Origin of the sequence: Paenibacillus sp. FSL P2-0173 (assembly GCF_038008045.1) — a bacterium.
Lineage (GTDB): Bacteria > Bacillota > Bacilli > Paenibacillales > Paenibacillaceae > Paenibacillus > Paenibacillus polymyxa_B.
Genome location: NZ_JBBOYK010000001.1, coordinates 800,083 through 819,154 on the forward strand (window position 1 = coordinate 800,083; position 19,072 = coordinate 819,154).

General features: G+C 46.5%; 18 protein-coding genes and 1 riboswitch. Of the genes, 1 reads left to right on the plus strand and 17 read right to left on the minus strand.

The features are described from left to right. Window positions 1-32 precede the first annotated feature (32 nt). The 14 genes from ribE to MKX30_RS03555 form a co-directional block, all read right to left on the minus strand. Window positions 33-698: a riboflavin synthase gene (gene ribE / locus MKX30_RS03490; RefSeq protein WP_028540619.1), complete on the minus strand. Its 666-nt coding sequence runs from the start codon at window positions 696-698 to the stop codon at window positions 33-35. 331 nt (window positions 699-1,029) lie between these two features. Further along, a riboswitch (FMN riboswitch) is annotated at window positions 1,030-1,203 on the minus strand. A gap of 68 nt (window positions 1,204-1,271) precedes the next feature. Continuing rightward, on the minus strand, window positions 1,272-1,739 hold the full coding sequence (locus tag MKX30_RS03495) for an IDEAL domain-containing protein (protein ID WP_013310772.1): 468 nt from the start codon (window positions 1,737-1,739) through the stop codon (window positions 1,272-1,274). Between the two features lie 219 nt (window positions 1,740-1,958). Beyond that, window positions 1,959-4,247: a thiamine pyrophosphate-dependent enzyme gene (locus tag MKX30_RS03500; RefSeq protein ID WP_028540618.1), complete on the minus strand. Its 2,289-nt coding sequence runs from the start codon at window positions 4,245-4,247 to the stop codon at window positions 1,959-1,961. Beyond that, window positions 4,247-5,260, minus strand: a complete 1,014-nt coding sequence (locus MKX30_RS03505) for a 2-oxoacid:acceptor oxidoreductase family protein (RefSeq protein WP_023989209.1) — start codon at window positions 5,258-5,260, stop codon at window positions 4,247-4,249. Before MKX30_RS03505 ends, MKX30_RS03500 begins: the two co-directional genes overlap by 1 nt. A 251-nt stretch (window positions 5,261-5,511) precedes the next feature. After that, on the minus strand, window positions 5,512-5,946 hold the full coding sequence (locus tag MKX30_RS03510) for a peptidylprolyl isomerase (RefSeq protein ID WP_013310775.1): 435 nt from the start codon (window positions 5,944-5,946) through the stop codon (window positions 5,512-5,514). A 162-nt stretch (window positions 5,947-6,108) separates the two neighbouring features. Beyond that, a complete protein-coding gene (gene lysA / locus MKX30_RS03515) occupies window positions 6,109-7,476 on the minus strand; it encodes a diaminopimelate decarboxylase (protein WP_013310776.1) in 1,368 nt (455 codons plus the stop codon). 110 nt (window positions 7,477-7,586) lie between these two features. Next, on the minus strand, window positions 7,587-9,281 hold the full coding sequence (locus MKX30_RS03520) for a spore germination protein (RefSeq protein ID WP_341062449.1): 1,695 nt from the start codon (window positions 9,279-9,281) through the stop codon (window positions 7,587-7,589). 26 nt (window positions 9,282-9,307) lie between these two features. Next, the gene (locus MKX30_RS03525) at window positions 9,308-9,730 is read right to left on the minus strand and encodes a stage V sporulation protein AB (RefSeq protein ID WP_023989211.1); all 423 of its coding nucleotides are present in this window, start codon (window positions 9,728-9,730) and stop codon (window positions 9,308-9,310) included. After that, window positions 9,727-10,380: a stage V sporulation protein AA gene (locus tag MKX30_RS03530; protein ID WP_023989212.1), complete on the minus strand. Its 654-nt coding sequence runs from the start codon at window positions 10,378-10,380 to the stop codon at window positions 9,727-9,729. The genes MKX30_RS03525 and MKX30_RS03530 overlap by 4 nt, the downstream gene beginning before the upstream one ends. 176 nt (window positions 10,381-10,556) lie before the next feature. After that, the gene (gene sigF / locus MKX30_RS03535; protein ID WP_023989213.1) at window positions 10,557-11,312 is read right to left on the minus strand and encodes an RNA polymerase sporulation sigma factor SigF; all 756 of its coding nucleotides are present in this window, start codon (window positions 11,310-11,312) and stop codon (window positions 10,557-10,559) included. A gap of 11 nt (window positions 11,313-11,323) precedes the next feature. Further along, complete coding sequence (gene spoIIAB / locus MKX30_RS03540; protein ID WP_023989214.1) at window positions 11,324-11,779, minus strand: anti-sigma F factor; 456 nt, start codon at window positions 11,777-11,779, stop codon at window positions 11,324-11,326. Beyond that, window positions 11,776-12,129 (minus strand): anti-sigma F factor antagonist, encoded by a 354-nt coding sequence (gene spoIIAA / locus MKX30_RS03545; RefSeq protein ID WP_013310782.1) that lies wholly within the window; start codon window positions 12,127-12,129, stop codon window positions 11,776-11,778. Before spoIIAA ends, spoIIAB begins: the two co-directional genes overlap by 4 nt. 96 nt (window positions 12,130-12,225) lie before the next feature. Continuing rightward, entirely contained in the window at window positions 12,226-13,419 is a 1,194-nt protein-coding gene (locus MKX30_RS03550) for a D-alanyl-D-alanine carboxypeptidase family protein (protein WP_068941575.1), read from the minus strand. A gap of 213 nt (window positions 13,420-13,632) precedes the next feature. Then, window positions 13,633-15,276, minus strand: coding sequence for a glycosyl hydrolase family 28-related protein (locus MKX30_RS03555; protein ID WP_068941573.1), 1,644 nt, complete (start codon window positions 15,274-15,276; stop codon window positions 13,633-13,635). A 206-nt stretch (window positions 15,277-15,482) separates the two neighbouring features. Between MKX30_RS03555 and MKX30_RS03560 the strand changes: the two genes are divergently transcribed. Beyond that, window positions 15,483-16,694, plus strand: coding sequence for an O-antigen ligase family protein (locus MKX30_RS03560; RefSeq protein WP_076159357.1), 1,212 nt, complete (start codon window positions 15,483-15,485; stop codon window positions 16,692-16,694). A 123-nt stretch (window positions 16,695-16,817) separates the two neighbouring features. On the opposite strand, the gene MKX30_RS03565 is transcribed toward MKX30_RS03560, so the two are convergent. The 3 genes from MKX30_RS03565 to MKX30_RS03575 all read right to left on the minus strand — a co-directional run bounded on the left by MKX30_RS03565 (window position 16,818) and on the right by MKX30_RS03575 (window position 19,004). Beyond that, the gene (locus MKX30_RS03565) at window positions 16,818-17,642 is read right to left on the minus strand and encodes a purine-nucleoside phosphorylase (protein WP_023989218.1); all 825 of its coding nucleotides are present in this window, start codon (window positions 17,640-17,642) and stop codon (window positions 16,818-16,820) included. Between the two features lie 72 nt (window positions 17,643-17,714). Further along, entirely contained in the window at window positions 17,715-18,659 is a 945-nt protein-coding gene (gene xerD / locus MKX30_RS03570) for a site-specific tyrosine recombinase XerD (RefSeq protein WP_254347451.1), read from the minus strand. A 102-nt stretch (window positions 18,660-18,761) separates the two neighbouring features. Further along, window positions 18,762-19,004: a YqzK family protein gene (locus tag MKX30_RS03575; RefSeq protein ID WP_023989220.1), complete on the minus strand. Its 243-nt coding sequence runs from the start codon at window positions 19,002-19,004 to the stop codon at window positions 18,762-18,764. Window positions 19,005-19,072 lie beyond the last annotated feature (68 nt).

The window sequence follows — 19,072 nt, forward strand, 5'->3', positions numbered from 1 at the left end:
CGAATGCTCCTAAACAGGCTTACCATTCAATATCAGGCAAAGCCGTGTTTCGCCAAATAGTCCAAACTGAGAGGAGCTTTTTCTACTCTCTCCGCCTCCGCTGCACCTCTGTAATTTAAAAGCTGTTCTACATATTTGCCCAAAATATCACATTCGATATTGACGGTATCCCCCTCACGTTTGGCTTGTAAGGCCGTTTCGGATAAAGTGTGGGGAATAATGGATACGGCAAAGGTATCTCCCGTACGCTGTGCGACTGTGAGGCTGATACCATCAATTGTGATTGACCCTTTGAGTAGAATATATTTAAATAATGTTTGATTTTTAGGCTCAACTTCGAACACAACTGCATTCTGGTCTGATGTCACCCCGCGAATCGTTCCCGTCCCGTCCACATGTCCTTGCACGATGTGTCCTCCGAACCTTCCACTCGCCGCCATTGCTCGCTCCAGATTGACTCGGCTGTCGGATCTCAACTCTTTCAGATTAGTGCTGCGAAAGGTTTCCGGCATCACATCAACCTTAAAGTCTTTCGAACCAATCCGTATCGCGGTCAGGCAAACGCCATTCACCGAGACACTGTCTCCTATTTTCAAATCGCCCAACACTACGGAACCCGAAATCCCCAGCACCATCGCTTCACCGCTTTTGGAAATAGTTTGAATGCGACCCACTTCCTCAACTAATCCGGTAAACATGCCTTCACTCCTTTCCACTACATTTCAGTTTATCCCTAATTCATCAGCTATAAGCGCAAAAAACCCCCAGTTCGGATTCAATCCGTCATGGGGGTGATGAGAGTCACATTTGTAGTATACAAGCGCAGTTCATATGCATCTTAAGACGACATGAAATCATAGGTTTGCCAATAGAAAGCATGACTGAGGATACAACCAAATACGCTCAGAACACCCATCAAAAAGAAAGCTTAAGCAAGCTATCGCCCGATGCTGTCCTACAACGAAATAAGCCGTACGCACAATTGGGTATGCTAAAAATCGGCACATGTCACGTCATGCACATGCGCTTCGTATCCTTCTCCCATCCAGACTATACTGTCGGTCCCGGATTTGCACCAGGTCCACCTTCTGCCGATCATTCAGCATCCGGGTCACGGACTAAGCCATGCTGTTTCTCACAAAAACGATCCACAAACATGTCATCACCGCCGGTGGGGAATTTCGCCCCGCCCCGAAGGATCTTGCTCTTATTTAATTGAATTAACATTAAACTTGTTACGTATATTAGCACCGACTTCTAAAAAAAGCAAGTTATCTAATAGAAGCGCCTGCTTTGGTTTTGACATATTGGCTGGAGAGTTCTTCAAACCAGGTTTTATCATTCATATGAAGCGCCAAGTCAATCAGATCGGCCAGCTCCTCGACTCCCAACTCTGTTGCATGATCAAAGGTAATTACGGCTGAAGCAACAGGTCCCCGCCCTTCCTCAGAACATGCCTCATAATCCAGTCGCACATCAACATGTCCGTCAATAAACTCGCATTTCAGAAAATAAATAATTTCACACATTAAAATGGGGCGTACTTGTGTTTCTAACACGCAATCCATCACCTTGGCAGAATAATGCTGGTTCGTCAGTGTGAATTTGTGTTCTGTCGCTGCCAGCGAGGCCCGTCCAAAATCGTCCGTAAACTTTAGTTCTACTGGCTTGATGTTCATAACCTTAGGGATCTGCTTCTTTATAATTTCGATTATTTCAACTGTATTCAGCTTAATCATTACCTGCACCTCATTGCATCTTAAAATTCAGAAGAAAACTTTTTAACGTGCCTCTTATAGGCCTCCACTCCTATATCGGAAATCATTACCTGTTTTTTTATGCTTGAACCCATAAACGACAAAAAAGATTCTTTGCGCAATAAGCGCAAAGAATCTTGATCGAACCACTACAGTAACAGCGGCTAACAATGCTAATCGATGATTATGCAAAAAACAGAATTATAGCTCTGAAATTTCATGTTTCTTTTTCAGGGTAGTCCAGCGACGCTCAATCTCCTGCTCAAAGGTAGCCAGCGTAGCCTCTTCCTTGAGAAGATGCTTCGTTTTACCCATTAATTTCAACCATTCTGCAGCTGGAATCCGTTTTCCCTTGTCTTCCGGATTATACGTAATCGTCGTACTGCCTTGCTCTATTTCGTACAAAGGAAAGAAACAGGACTCGACTGCGGCGCCCACAATGCTGGTGCCCAGTCTGTCTTCGGATTTCCAATTCAGCGGGCAGGCGCACAGGATCTTACCATAGGCCGTACCCACGTTGTTCGCATACCATTGAGCTTTGGCTGCTTTACGCAGCATATCCTGCGGATGACTTTCAGCTGCTGTAAAAGCATACGGAATGTTACAAGCAGCCATGATTTGCACGGTATCCTTGTGATGCCCTTGCTTTCCTTTTTGCATTTTCCCTACACCCGACGTACTGGTCATGTGACCGAGCGGAGTGGAGTACGATTGCTGTGAACCTGTATTCATGTACCCTTCGTTATCATATTCCAACATGATCAGCTTATGATTACGCAGAGCCGCACCAATCGCAGAACCCATACCAATATCCATCCCACCGTCACCACTGATCATGATAAAGGTCGGATCGTCCGACATCTCAATTTCATTGCGGCGCTTCATTTCCATATAAGCTTCCAGCGCTCCCGAAAGTGTAGCGGCCCCGTTTTGAAAAAGATTGTGGATCATCGGTTGTTTGTGTGATGTATATGGATACCCTGTCGTCGTCACATATACGCAGCCTGTCTGGAACAGCACGACAATATCCCCTTCAATACCTTTGAAAAACAGTTCCAGCGCAGACAATGCCCCACATCCTGGGCAAGCCCCGTGACCTGGTGTAAGACGGCGTGGTTTGGTCGTCAACGACCGCAGGGGTGGTACCTTGACTTTGAGCTTCCCGGTCGCCTCGTCCGGCGTAACCTGAATCAGACCCGTACGGTATGCATTGCCACGTGGCGGTTGCATAACTTGCGGCATCACCTTGTCCGGTGAACCCGGATTAATTCCGTAATAATCAAAGGGCTTCTCGGCTCGTCCGGCCTCTGCCGCCTCAATCGCAAGCTGGAAGAACGCCTCTGCATCTTCCGCATAAAAATCCTTGCCGCCCAAGCCAAATATACGACTCAACACGAGTGTCCGGTTCAGCGGGTCCTCCTGCAAGGCCGCTTTAATTTCATGCGTTAAATTACCGCCGTCTGCCCCATACGAATCTGCACGTTCACCTACCAGCAGCGCCTTGACATCGCGTAATGCTTCCCGTAGTTGTGCAGCTGGGAACGGTCTGATGATATTCGGACGTATCACACCAGCTTTAATCCCGCGCGCGCGGAGTTGATCCGCCACATCCTTGGCCGATTCAGCCGCCGAATTCAACAGGAATACCGCGACCTCAGCATCCTCCATATGATACAGATCCAAAATCGGGTATTCCCGACCGGATAAAGCGGCATATTCTGCTGCTACCTGCTCATATACTCCTTCTGACAGCTTCAGTGCTTCGGATAGCTGAACATGATTATTCGTCAGGTCATCACCGTTCATATGCGCACCCACGGTAACAGGATGATCAAAATCCGTAATATTCGGATAATTCAAGTTCGGGTTAGGACCTACAAAACCGCGCACGGTCTCAGCATCGGCAAAATATTGCACTTTACGTTTTTGATGGGACGTATAAAAACCGTCATATGCGACCATTACAGGCAGCCTAACATCGCTATGCTCTGCGATTTTTAGTGCCATGATGTTCATATCATACACAGCCTGTGGTGTACTTGCCGTCAAAATGACCCAGCCTGTATTCAAACCATAGTACAGGTCCGAATGATCCCCGCGAATATCCAGGGGACCACTAACAGCTCGTGTCACCAGATTCATAACCATTGGAAAACGGGTACCTGACTGAACAGGTAACTGCTCCAGCATGTACAGGAAACCTTGCGAACTAGTGGCGTTCACAACCCTCGCTCCCGCTGCGGCAGCTCCATAACAAATCCCTGCCGATCCGTGTTCTCCGTCTGCTGCAACCAGCTTAATATTATGCTGACCTCTCGTTCTCATCTGATCCAGATACTGCGCTACCTCGGTAGATGGAGTAATCGGGAAATATCCCATCATATGATAATTAATCTGCGCAGCCGCCGTAGCTGCCATTTCATTACCGGATTCGAACGTTGTCACTTGCGCGGCGCCTGTCTGTTTGAGTTCTTCCTCCAGTTTTGCCATTACGCACGCCCTCCTTCATATGCCGGAAATTGGTGGGCAACTCGATTCTGTTCCGCCCATCCCCATTGTTCGCGACGCGAGCTTAATGCCCCCGACGGGCAAATATCTACACATTTCAGACATCCTTTGCAATACTGGTAATCAATTCCTTGCAAAAATGGCATCATTCTTCCGCGTTTGTCTGCTTGCTCTTCCCATACAAAACAGTAATCCGGGCAAATCGAATCACACTTGGCACAATGGGTACATTTATCAGCTTCATATTCAGGCACATACCCCTGACGTGAACCACTAACATCTCTCGTCATGCTGTTTCCCTGAGTTGCAATAACGCCCCCCAGTAGTTGGGTTTCGTATCCCAGCAATGGCTGCGGACGTTCAAAAACCCGATCCTCTGCGTCATCAGTAACTGGATATACGTGCAGTTCCATTTCATCATAACCACGGTTAAACGTACGCAGATTAGGTTCCACTAACAGTGGATTTTTCTTTTCAAAGGTACTGCGAATAACCGATCTCATCGCTTCCGGGTCCAGGAAATCACAGACACGGAACAAGGCACCGAGCATGGACGTATTTAGTTTGGTTCGCTCTTCCAGTGCGATGCCCATCGCATCCACCACCGCTAATGTACCGGATACCAGTCCCAAATCAGCCCGTATTTCTTCTGCTGGACGTGTGGAATTAACCACTACAATCCCATCCGCTGGCAGTCCGCTAATTACATTTACCGTTTTGTATAACGTTTCATGGAAAATGCCTACCACATGCGGTTGCTCAATCGGACTGTGATCCCGAATATCGACCTCCGGCTCACAGAAGCGGACGAAGCTTTTAACCGGAGTTCCCTTTTTTTCCGAACCGTAGGACGAAAAATTTGAAGCATTCAGCCCCAGACCAAGCACCCCGGTTTCGGCCAACATTTTGCCAGCCAGATTAGCGCCGAGTCCACCAATGGATTCCAGCCGGATTTCAAAAAATCCGAGTCGATTTGTGCGCGTTAAAATAGACAATGTGATAAGCCCCCTTCTTTTCCAATCCTTACTGAGTTTGAATACTCATATAAAATAAATGGAAAATGCATTCTTATGAAAAGGCTATCACAACACTTACTTTTCGAATGTGATCTTACGCACTGTAATGCCTACGTGATTGCGAAAATCAATAAACCGTCAAACAAAAGACAACAAAAGCCGCCCTGTCCAAAGACAGAACGGCTTAGGTGCAACGCTATTTAAAAAAGATCATGTAATTAACGGTAAAATTACACGTCAAATACTTTAACCTCTTTCATTTTGTCGCCTTGTTTTACAGCATCAATGAATTCCATACCTTTGGTTACTTTACCAAATACAGTATGTACTCCATCTAAATGTGGTTGTGGAGCGTAGCAGATAAAGAATTGGCTGCCACCTGTGTTGCGACCTGCATGAGCCATGGACAGAACGCCTTTGGCATGCTTTGTTGTATTCGTAGCTGTTTCACAGTCAATCGTGTAACCAGGACCGCCTGTACCGTTACCGATTGGACAACCACCTTGAGCCACAAAGCCCGGAATGACACGGTGGAAGCTCAAACCGTTGTAATAACCGCTGTTTGCCAGCTTTTCAAAGTTAGCAACGGTGTTTGGAGCTTCTTCTGGGAAAAAGTCAATTTCGACGATACCGCCGTTTTCAAGATCTATTCTACCTTTTTTCATTGTTTGTATCTCCTTTTCAACCTGTTTTGAGAACTAAATAACATCAAGTTCCAGTTTACTATGAATTGCCGCGCTTAGCAAAGTCTTGTCCAAAAAAAAGGGCCATTGTCCCCGGTGTATTATTACCGACTCAATGGCCTGCTTGATCTTACAATGCTAAAATCAGGACGAAACCGTAATCTTGGCGTTAGGCTGAACCGCCGGACTGGCTTGATCACGAATCAAGCGCTGTGGCACAACATCGTTGCGTACGATATCCTCGTAGGTTTCCCGACGCACCACCAACTCGGCCTCACCGTTGTTGACAAATACAACTGCTGGTCGACGTATTCGGTTATAATTACTCGCCATGGAGTAATTGTAGGCTCCGGTTGAGGCAACAGCGAGCAAGTCGCCGCTATTTATACGAGGTAGTTCTACATCCCAAATAAGCATATCGCCGCTTTCGCAGCATTTGCCCGCAATGGACACCGTCTCTTCGTTCGTATCCTGCGCTCGATTAGCCAGCATCGCTTCATACTTGGCCTGATACAGTGCAGGACGTGGATTATCTGTCATCCCGCCATCTACCGAGACATATTTACGTACCTGCGGAATATCCTTGATGCTTCCTACCGTATATAAGGTCGTGCCTGAATCGCCTACAATACTGCGTCCCGGCTCAATCCAAATTTCTGGAAGTTCATCGTAAAGTCCTGAAAAATAGGTTTTCACCGCTTCGCCGATAGCCTGCACATAGGTGGATACTTTCAGCGGTGTGTCCTCCTCTGTGTAGCGAATGCCAAATCCCCCACCCAGATTAATCACTTTGAAAGAAAACTGAAGCTGTTCTTTAATTTCTCTGGAAAAAGCTGCAACCCGTTCAGCAGCCATTTGAAAGCCATTCACTTCGAAAATTTGCGAACCGATATGAGAATGTACCCCTAACAGGTTAAGATGGTCCAGCTCGATAGCCTGTTCCACTGCTTGGCGTGCTGTACCATTCCCAATGTCAAAGCCAAATTTCGAATCTTCTTGACCTGTGGCCATATATTCATGCGTATGCGCCTCAACCCCTGGTGTAACACGCAGTAAGATATTCACCTGCTGTTCTTTCTCGGAGGCAAGGGCCTGCAACAAATGCAACTCCATTTCGCTATCAACGACGAAGCAGCCAATTTGCGCATCTAACGCCATTTCAATTTCTTCCGGTGTTTTGTTATTGCCGTGAAAATGGATTCGCTCTGCCGGGAACCCTGCTTGTAGCGCAGTAAACAATTCTCCACTGGAAACTACGTCAAGCGACATTCCTTCTTCAGCAGCTAAAGCACACATCGCCATAACACAAAACGCTTTGCTTGCATAAGCAACTTGAAACTTCAATCCGGTTTCACGAAAAGCTTCTATGAATTCCCGGCAGCGCCGGCGGACTAACTGTTCGTCAACAATATATAGCGGCGTGCCAAAACGCTCTTTCAAAAGCGTTGTATCACAACCGCCGATCTCCAAATGTCCATTGCTGTTAATTTTACTGCTTCCATGCAAATACATGTTCTGGCGCCTCTCTTTCTGGAACAAGCTAGTCATATTCCATCGAATGTTTACACCAGTATAGCAAAAAAAACATCAAGAACAATGGATTTTTATGCAGATCATTTATATTAATGCTCCTGTCCATTGCCTGAGTTCGAATCTGTGTCGGCATCCGTATGGGGCATACGCGTATTGTCCCTCGTTTTGTTAGATGACGGGCGGTTAGGCGCATCTAGTACAGGCATACGGAACAAGATGGAAGCTAACGCTTTGGCATTAAAAGGAATGAACGGCCACAAATACGAAGAATTATATGACCGATGCAGCGTCAGCATCAAAATGATCAGTGTCGTACCCACGACAAAGCCCGGTACGTGAAAAATTGCAACAGCAACCAGCAGGAATAGTCGAATCAGTCTATTCGCCAACCCCAGCTCATAGCTCGGTGTTGCGAACATTCCTATGGCAGCGACAGCCATATACAGCACGACCTCATTCACGAAAAGTCCCGTCTTAACCGCTATATCACCGACCAGAATCGCTGCGATCAAGCCCATAGCGGAAGCCAGTGGTGTCGGAGTATGCACAGCCGCCATTCGCATAAGATCGACCCCTAGTTCTACAATGATAAACTGGGCAATCAGCGGAAGATGTGCTTCCTTTTGAGGACCAATAAAATCAAGAAACGCCGGTTTTAATTCGGGATTGATGACCATTAGCAGCCACATCGGAAGCAGAAACATCGAGGCGAATATACCTATAAAACGTACCCAGCGCAAATAACTTCCCATAAAAGCGGTTTGCCGATTCTCTTCTGCATGCTGACACAAGTCAAAAAAAGTGGTAGGCAAAATCATCACGCTGGGTGAGGTATCGACGAAAATAACGAGCCTTCCTTCCATGATATGCGATGCCACGACATCTGGTCGCTCCGAATATCGTACTAATGGATATGGATTCCAACCTTTATTGATAATAGTCTCCTCTAATTGCTTGTCGGCCAGCGGAATACCATCCAAATTAACATTTTTAATTTTGTCTCGTACAGTATCCACCATCACCTTATCCACAATATCGTCAATGTAACCCAAACATACGTCTGTTCGGGTTCGACGTCCGACCTGCATAGCCTCAAATTTAAGCCCTGGGTCCCGCAAACGCCGGCGCACCAGACCTACATTTGTAAGCATTGTTTCAGTAAACCCGTCGCGAGCACCGCGCACAACCCGCTCCAAAGAAGGTTCCTCCGGATTACGCACCGGGTAATTACGAGTATCCAGAATAAGGGAAAAGCGCTCGCCTTCCATGAAAAAGGCACTCATCCCCGTCAGCACCTTGTTAATGACGACAGACATCTTATCTGTCTTCTCCACCTGAATATGTGGAATAAAATTTTCAAAATACGCTTGTAGTCCATCCGAAGAGAGATTATCCGGCGTCAGATAGGTGAGCCGCTTTAGCACTTCAAGCATGATCTGATCCTTCGCAAAGGTATTTAGGAACAGATATCCGGTATGACGCCCACCCAGCGTCATTTCCCTGAATACGACATCAAAGGTTTCTCCCAAACCTAATACTGTTTCAAGTGTATTCTTATTATCCTTCATCCTCGGCGATATATCATCTTCGGCCTGCCAGTAGCGAACGGACTCCTCTACGTTATCAGACCGCTCACTCTCTTTCTTGTGTTTAAAACGTGCTGATTCCTGCGCCTGCTTTTTCTGCCATGGACTTAACTCTTCTTCGCCGGTATGGTTTTCCTTTCCAATTCCCCCGTCTTCTTGATGCTGCTCCTGATGCTCTTGATCCGCTCTGTGATCCATACTCCTTGCCCCCTTCGCTTTCGTTGTTAACGGTTGTATACAAACCAGTCAAATAAGGAACCCGTCACCTTCCCAAGCACCATTGCCATTAACAGACCGAGCATATACACGGTCATGTGGAGTCGCTTGGCGAGTATAGGCAGGAGATTCAACACCTCCGTTAGAGCCGCGGCGAGCAAGCCAATAAACACTCCGCAAAATAACCCAGGTATCCATGTAAATATGCCCGGTAGTGGCAAGCAAATGTTCCAAAAATCGACCACAGTTCCCAGTACTGAACCTACGATCATTGCCTTTTCGTATGCACGTGATTTTTTATACGTACGGGTGAGTTGTGCTAATCGCGGCATGATATCCAGCACAATAAAAAAAGCAATTACACCGCTACCCACCGCAAGGCCCCCAGCAATACCTAAAATAATCTGAAGTGCAGCCTGTACAAATATCATGGTTTCTTATCCTTTGTCTGCAGACGGGCCATCTTTTCATATTCCTCTGCCACAACATACTGATCCACATTTTCCTGGTACAGATACATCTCCACCTCCAGCGGCGTCGGCTCCTCGTTCCAATTTTTCTTGAACAAGTGATTAAAAAAAACGATCATGCCAAAGCCGATGCCGATCGAGTAAGCAATTTGAAACAGGTACGGATGCTCATCCTTACGTCCCGTAATCATCTCTACAATCCGAACCTGTACCTCCATCATGCTAACGTCAGCATGAAAATTCATAATTGTCAGCGCAGAGCCAAAAAACAGAAGCACCCATACCAAAACAAACAGTATTTTGGACGGCTTACGGGGTTTCTCCACGAGTTCCACAAGTACATGCGGCTTCCCGAGAGATTCAACTACGACCCCCGGAATATGATCTCTAATTTTTGCTATAATCTGCAGCATGTCTATCAGTATCAGATTACCGTCCTGGTGCTGCGGCCGCTTGAGAACAAGCTCAAGCAAATCCTTTTCCCATTCAGGATTAGTCAGCAGTTGGGCTACATCACCCAAATGTAAATCCTGCCCTTGTATCATGCGGACACGGCTGCGGAGCCGCAAGTAGACAATAGGAGCTACTGTAGGAGCCGGACTATGAGTCATCCGATCCCCTCCTTATCCTCGTAATTATCGATTAGTATGGAACAAAGCAAGGAAACCTATTCTGTGTATTGTCTTTTATCCCACGCAAAAAAGAGTACCCTTTGCCATTAAAATGGCTTTGGAATACCCTTTAGTAATACGTAAGCATAAGGATTTCACTAAGATCCTGACTGTAATTATTGGGCAATCTGATCGCGGATCAGTTGTAAAATCTTTTTTTCCAGCCGTGATACCTGCACCTGAGAAATACCAAGCCGACTTGCAACCTCTGATTGAGTCTGATCCCGGTAGTAGCGCAGGTACACAATCAACCGCTCCCGCTCAGATAGTCCGCCAATGGCCTCATTGAGTGCCAGCTTGTCGAACCATCTTTCCTGTGATTCGTCAGCAATCTGATCCATAAGTGTAATCGGATCACCGTCATTTTCGAACACCGTTTCGTGAATTGAAGTAGGCGGCTTATTGGCCTCCTGCGCAAAAACAACATCCTCCGGTGTCACTCCCAGCTCATCAGCAACTTCCTTGACTGTAGGCAGGCGGTTGAGTCGTTTGGATAGCTCGTCCTTCATTTTGCGGACCTTATTGGCCGTTTCCTTCAAGGAACGGCTAACCTTGAGTGTACCGTCATCACGCAGAAACCGTTGAATCTCACCGATAATCATCGGTACTGCATATGTTGAAAATTTGACTTCGTAGCTGAGATCGAATTTATCCACCGATTTTAACAAGCCGATGCAACCAATTTGAAAAAGATCGTCAGGTTCATACCCCCGGTTCATAAAGCGCTGCACGACAGACCAGACGAGCCGGATATTACTATTGACCAGTGTCTCACGAGCCTCATTATCACCAGATTGACTCAGTGCAATAAGCCGCTTGACTTCCGCATCCTCCAAATAGCTGTGCGAAGTTTTTTTTCCTCCTGCTTCCATAGGATCAACTCCTAATTATATAAAGCTTTCTTGGATTCAATCCTTTTCTTCATCCGGACCGACGTGCCTCCGCCCGGCTCACTGACTGCTTCAAACTCATCCATGAAATTTTCCATAATCGTAAAGCCCATGCCGGAGCGTTCCAATTCAGGTTTGGACGTATATAGAGGTTGCTTGGCTAGCTCTATATCCTCAATTCCTCGCCCTGCGTCCTCAACAACCAACGTGATCACGTCCGCTTCAATCCCGACTTTGATCGTTACGACACCTGACGGATCGCTGTCATAACCGTGAATAATACTGTTTGTCACCGCTTCAGACACCACGGTTTTCAAATCGCTTAGCTCATCCATTGTGGGATCAAGCCTGGAAATAAAGGCCGCGACAGCCACACGAGCAAATGCTTCATTCTCCGATTTGGCAGCAAACTGCAAGCTCATGAAATTGTTTCCCGTGCCTTCTCTCATGACACAACCTCCAGTTCCGTGAGCGCATTTCCCTCGTTGTCATATATGGGCATGATTTTGAACAGCCCTGACATATCCAGCAGTCGGTGTACTGGCGGATTGACATCACAGACTGCCATTTTTCCGCCCTTTTGCTTGATCAGTTTGTACCGTCCCAAGATAACGCCAAGGCCGGAGCTATCCATAAACTGAAGATTCTTCAGGCTGAGCACAATATGCTCGCATTGCCGGCGCTGAATCGCCTCGTCCATTTGCATACGGACCATGTCCGACGTATGGTGATCAAGCTCACCAGACAGCCTTACAATCAGTACCCCCCGGTGATGCTCCATTTCAATTTGCAGGTTCATGCTTACTCACTCTCCTCCCGGTCTTGGACAAGGATTTCTACGTAGCCGCAGACGATTCCTGCCCTCCGACAAAACTAGAAGAAAACCCCGTAAAATCTACAAAGAAAATAGGTTCGACATGGTACGTTTAAACAATTTCCACCATCCGGCCTTTTCGATAGCCACAGGCGAAGTGATATTAAACTCCTTAAGCTGTTGTCCATCCTGATAGACGACCAGCTTACCGATTGGGTCACCAGCCCGGACAGGAGCTTTGAGGCTTGGGGCCAGTTGCAATTCATGACGCAACGTTTGTTTGTTGCCACCTTTTTTCACCAGTACACTGTAAGAACGGTCAGCCTGAATTTTCAGCTCTGGCAATACGCCTTTTTCAACTTTTACGCTGCCCAGCAATTCACCCGGCTTGTATATGGATTTCATTGTATATTGAGAAAATGCATAGTCGAACATGGAAGATACTTCATTGTTGCGTATCTTCGTATTTGGCTCCCCGAGCACCACAGCTACGACACGCAAGCCATCACGCTTCGCAGTAGCGGAAAGACAGAACTTTGCTTCTGCCGTATAGCCTGTTTTCAGCCCGTCTGCTCCAGTATAGAAACGGACAAGCTTATTCGTATTCACCAGCCAAAAGGGTTTGACTGAGGATTTGCGCAAATAGTCCTGATAGGCTCCCGTATATTTCGTAATTTGCGGGTATTTCAACAACTCTCGGCTCATAACCGCAATATCATGCGCAGAAGAATAGTGATTCTCTACGGGTAAACCGTTGCAATTGGCAAAATGCGTATCCTTGAGCCCGAGCTGTTGCACCTTCGCATTCATCATCTCGACAAAAGCCTGTTCAGATCCTGCAATTTTCTCAGCCATCGCCACAGAGGCGTCGTTGCCGGAAGCCATTGCAATTCCCTTCAGCATCTCATCGACCGTCATTTCTTCACCGGGCTCCAAGAAAATTTGCGAGCCTCCCATTGAAGACGCATATTCGCTGGCCCGAACTTTATCGGTCAGCTTGAGCTTGCCATCTTGAATAGCCTCCATTGTCAGCAACATCGTCATAATCTTGGTGATGCTCGCTGGAGGAAGCTTTTCACGACTGTTTTTTTCATAGATGACTGTGCCCGTATCTGCATCCATCAGGATCGCCGAGAGAGCCTCGGGAGCCAGCTCAGCCGCTGATCCCTCTTTGGGTTTGCTTTCAGGTCTGCTTTCTTCGGCCCAACCGCCGACAGGGACGGCAGTCAAGGCTACCAGACAAGCCAGGATGAACGCCACCACTTTTTTCTTCACAATCGGTTCCCTCCTCAACATATTGGCGTAAAGCACCGGAGCCCATTTACTTACCCCTCCGGCCTATTCGCGTGCTGCTAACCATTGTCGTCAGAATGAAAGAAAAATATTCCATATGAATAAAAACATCAAATAGCACCAAGCTGAGTCAGCATGGTGCGCATTTTCCAATATATAAAATGACAGAACATCTATCGTCTGTGAAATAATTGTTTAAATTCGGCTTATAGTGAGATATGTGATTCCTCCACCGGGTAGAATATCCATCGTATTTTGACTGAACACCCGTATATCAATAAAAGAATTCGCTTCCAATCTAAGTTCCATAGCTCCACTCAATGCACTATAGTTCAGTCCGCCAATTACCCTATCATCGAGATACGCATAGGCGGAACTTCCGGTAAGCTGCTCATCATTCAGGTGAAGTGCCAGCCGTGTGCGATTGCCATCCACTTGGGGATCGGTCGAAATGTAGACTTGTATTCTGTATTTCCCAGCTCGCTTGGCTCGCCATCGGCTATTCACCGCATCGAATTCGATCAGCTCATCATGGTTGATTTGATTAAACTTCACCTTCTGCCAGCTACCTGCGGGAAGATTTTGCCTTGCTCCCAGGTAGGCTTTAACAAAGGTTTCGTCCAAATGCTCAATCCCGTTGTTTGAGTATTTCTCGACAAGCAGCAAAGCCTGCCCTGTCCCATTATTCTCGCCATAACGATTATTGCTATAGCTAAAATCCAAATGTGAGCGAAGTGTCACCTGCTGTGTGGAAGAGCTACCAGAGAAAGAAATAAGCTGCTTTAGATTACGGGGATACCCTCCCACCTCGTCCACCAAAACTTTTTTGCCAATGACCACATCCACAAAATAGTTACATACGGATTGGGTGTCATCGAATTTGTCCGCTATCGCTAAAATGGAGTCACGCAAGGCCACATTTTTTGTTTCTTTGGTAGCACCAATTTGAATAAAAGAAGGCACTGTCATCTTATGCTCTCTGCTTAGTCCCTCAAACCAGCAACCTATAAATTCAGCGTTCATAAAATCATTAATTAGAATGGGAATATCATTGGAGCTTCCATCCTTAATGTGCTGGCTAGCCAAAAATCTGGCCCCATTGGAGCTATTCAGATCCAATGCCGTATCGTTCCCCAATGTAAAAAGCGCTATGCTAGTAAACTGTGAACTTCTGTTCTGCAAGTGAATCCCTGTTTTATTGTAATTAATCTCCGTGCATTTAAATAAATTCACATCACTTTCATAGCCCCAAAAAGCCGTTTCAAAATGCTCAATTAGGACGTTATCCAGGACAACTCCGCCACCCTTCCAATCCTGAATACCCAAAGTACCTTTGCCATAATATCCACGCTTCACTGACTGCGAAAACGGATTATTTAATGTGCCTATGTCAGCCCCCTCGTACCGGATCGATAAGTCATGAAACTGCACATTTTGATATCCGCTAAACGATGGTAGACTTTCATCTCCAATTTGAAAACAAGGACCCGTACCATAATATTCAATCGACGTAACACCTTTGCCTTGTCGGTATCTGCCCTTATGAATGCCAAAAATGCGCACACCCTGCTTGCGAATCTGTAAGGTAGAGGTTATTTTGTATCGTCCACTGGGGATGTGAAGAATGGAATAATCGGGGGTCTTATTAATCAATTCCTGTAAAGCTGCCGTGTCATCCTGAATACCATCACCAGCAGCTCCAAACCAGCTTACGTTTACACTTCGTTCAATGAATTCTTTTTCAATGGTTTTAAAATTTTCATTTAATTGCTGCGGCGTTAACTCTTTGCCCGTACCACTCAAATTCAACTTCAAACGGTCTGTAAAATGATCCGCCACCCGAACACCCCCCATGTTTAAAAACGTAAAAAGTTCCTTTTTTGACCAAGCCGAAGAATTCTTCATTTTCTTAGCATGGACTGAGTATATGCACAAGAGGGCTTGCTCTAGGCTTGAGAAAAATGAAAATAAATATTTTATTATTATTGTACAAGAAGATACGTTTTGTATATTATAGATACATAATGTATCCAGGTGGTGAAATCGTGAAACATGTACTTACAGTAGCTGGTTTACTGGCTTTTTCGATTCCTTATGCTTGTCAGGGTTTGTCCCCCAGAGTTATCACGATTTCCGTGCTTATCCTGTTGTTCAGCTATACCATGCTACTACCTTCACTCAAGTCATTGATCGCAACCTTAGCCGACAATCCGTTACTGACTCTACTCACGCTGTACATCGCTGCCTCCTGCTTATGGGCTGAACAAGAACAGACCTCTTCCTTGCTGATGGTTCTCAAATTCCTTGCCTTCTCTACCTTTGGGCTCTATTTGGTCACCCATTATACAACTCAGGGCTGCATTCGCCTCTTAGTCGTTACGTTAAGTATTTTGAGCATACTCAATCTACTCGCCGTTTTGCTCGTTCCCTCCTTTGCCATTCATGGTGGAGTAGAACATACTGGGCTATGGAAGGGCATCTCTGGTCATAAAAATACACTTGGAACTCTCTCTCTGTTAAGTTTTGTTTCACATGTCATTTATTTTTTCAGGGGTAAACGTAAAGTTTTGCATATTGGCTTTATCTTACTCAATGCCCTATTGCTCATCGAGTGCCAATCTACCACCTCTTTGGTACTTACATCTTCGCTCTTCATATTTATATTGTTTATACTGCTATTCAAGAGAATCCGAAGCATTGCGTTGCGCGGTTTCTTCATTAGCTGTTCCTGCTTGCTCGTTCTTTTGGGTTTGGTACTCACCTTTACTTATGGAGATGCGATTGCGTCGGAATTCGGAAAAACAACGACCTTAACTGGAAGAACGGAAATCTGGCAGGGGATTGGTGGTGCTATTCAGAGCCATTACTGGTTCGGACATGGTTACGGCTCCTACTGGGCAGCCCGACCCAGTATCTATGCGAACGGCATCCGATTTGATCTGACAAGCAGCCATAGCGGTTTCCGTGATCTGTGGATCGATGTGGGCCTTACAGGACTACTGGCAACAATTACACTCGCCATAACAACTTTATTTAAATTCAGAATTGGCAAAGCAGATATGTATACATGGCTGACGGCAGTGGTTTTTTTCCTATTTATCGTATTGAACAATATAACGGACAGCCGTTTCCTGAACTCGCTAGCCATTTACTGGATCATTTTTATGGTTATTGTGATCAAGGTGCAAGAACGACATAAACTGGCTGTAGCAGAAAAAGCGAATTCAACTGCATTGAGCACACCACCTCTTCATTAGGAGATCATACTCAGCTCAACCGTTGATGTAAAAAAGAACCCCATATCCACGCCATCAAAAGGCGATCGGATATGGGGTTCTTGGGATATATGTCCACCGCTTCGGTTGAACATGATCCCCAATCTACATTTGTGGAATAATCGCTAGCACAAGTTTTAAAAATTGCTCACGTACTTTCTCTGCCGTCTCCATCACTTCACCATGGGACAAAGGCTGATCCAGAATGCCTGCGGCCATATTCGTGATACAGGAGAAGCCCAGTACCTCAATACCTGCATGACGGGCTACAATAACCTCAGATACGGTCGACATACCCACCGCATCTGCACCCAGTGTACGCAGCATAACGATTTCAGCAGGCGTTTCATAGTTAGGCCCCAGCAATCCAGCATATACACCTTCTTGCAGACTGAAGCCCTGTTGGTTAGCCGTTTGCTTGGCAATTTCACGCAAGCGGCGGCTGTACGCCTCCGACATGTCTGGAAAACGAACGCCTAGACCAGCATCGTTCGGTCCGATCAATGGATTTTGTCCTGTCAGATTAAGATGATCCGAGATGACCATCAGATCGCCTGCTTCGTAGGAAGTGTTTACACCACCTGCTGCATTCGTCACCAGCAGACTTTGAATCCCCAATTGCTTCATCACCCGAACTGGGAAAGCCGTCAGCTGCGGGCCATATCCCTCATACATATGAAAGCGCCCTTTCATCATGACGACAGCGCGACCTTCAATCGTGCCTAACAGTAATTCTCCCTCGTGACCTTCTACCGTCGATACAGGAAAATGGGGAATATCCTGATAAGGAATACTAATTCCATCCTGAATTAAATCGGCCAGAATACCGAGACCTGATCCCAGAATAAGACCAATCTCTGGACGTATTCCGCTCTTGGCACGGATATAATCTGCTGCTTCCTGAATTGTAGATTGGTTGGCTGTTGACATTAATATCTCTCCTGACTTGTACAATCGTAAAGTTATAGTCATTATCACATTTTCTATGAAAGCAAAGTATCGTTACGTTCGATCTTTGCTTTCATGAGAAGTGCGGTTGCCGCCGTGCGGGTGATGCTTTTCATATACTTCCTTCATATTCCGTCTGGCCGTCTGCGCATATACCTGCGTCGTTGACAGATCAGCATGACCCAGCATTTCCTGTACAGAGCGTAAGTCCGCTCCGCCCTCCAGCATATGTACCGCAAAGGAATGCCGCAACGTGTGGGGCGTGATATCCTCGCTTATGCCTGCTTCCTGGCCGTACTTCTTAATCATTTTCCAGAAGCCCTGTCTACTGAGACGCTGACCAGATACGTTCAGGAACATGGCTTCCTGCTCTACCTGAGCTTCTTCACCCTGCCCGGATCTCAGCAATAATAGACGCTGCTCGTCCATGTAGGCTTGTGCCCACTGTGATGCCTCACGGCTGATCGGTACAACACGCTCCTTGCCTGCCTCGCCGCCACAGTGCACAAAGCGCAGATCGGTGCGGACATCACGCACGTTTAGGGCAATCAGCTCCGATACACGAATGCCCGTCGCATACAGCAACTCCAGCATCGCCTTGTCTCGCACCCCTTGCGGGGCAGTCACATCCGGCGCGTCCAGCAAACGCTCTATCTCATCCTGCGTTAGCACCGAGGGCTTCTTTTTAGTCGCTTTGGGCATCTCCAGCAGAACGGACGGATCATGGATCGTAATTCCCTCCCGAATAAGAAAATGAAAAAAGGAGCGAATGGAGGCGACGCTACGTGATATCGTCGCCGCAGCTTTTCCCTGTTCCTTCAAACGGCCCAAATACAGTACCAGATGTGACCGTTGGACGTTATCCGGCTGCTCAATACCACAGCTTTCTGCGAACTCGGTAAACTGCTGTACGTCCCGTTGATACGCTTCCAATGTGCTGCGCGACAAGCCCTTTTCCTCTTCCATATATTGAACGAAAGGTTGAATGTACATTTTCATGAGTTCCAAAAGTCTCCTTGTTCTGCATACAACGGTTCAGTCTCAGCGTCTGCTTCTTCGTGTGCGTTCATATCATAAGCTCATCAAGACCGATTACTTAGACTATTCACCATACCAGTAAAAGAAACGTAAACGTTCCAACACTGCTATTCGATGCTCGGACCCTTCATTTACTTTTTGCCCGCCAAATACCTTAACTGCATGTCCTTCCGGTATTCGGTAATGATCTACAGGTGTTATCCAATCTGTAAACAGCCTGAGGCTATAAAAGAACATACATGCCAGCACTCCGAACAATATTACCAAACGCAGCCATTTTAGTCCTCTCCGCAACGATAGTACCATGTGGATCAGCCGCCTTTTCCTCAGAATATAGTCCCTATTAGGACTCTCTATGGAAGGGTATGACAAGC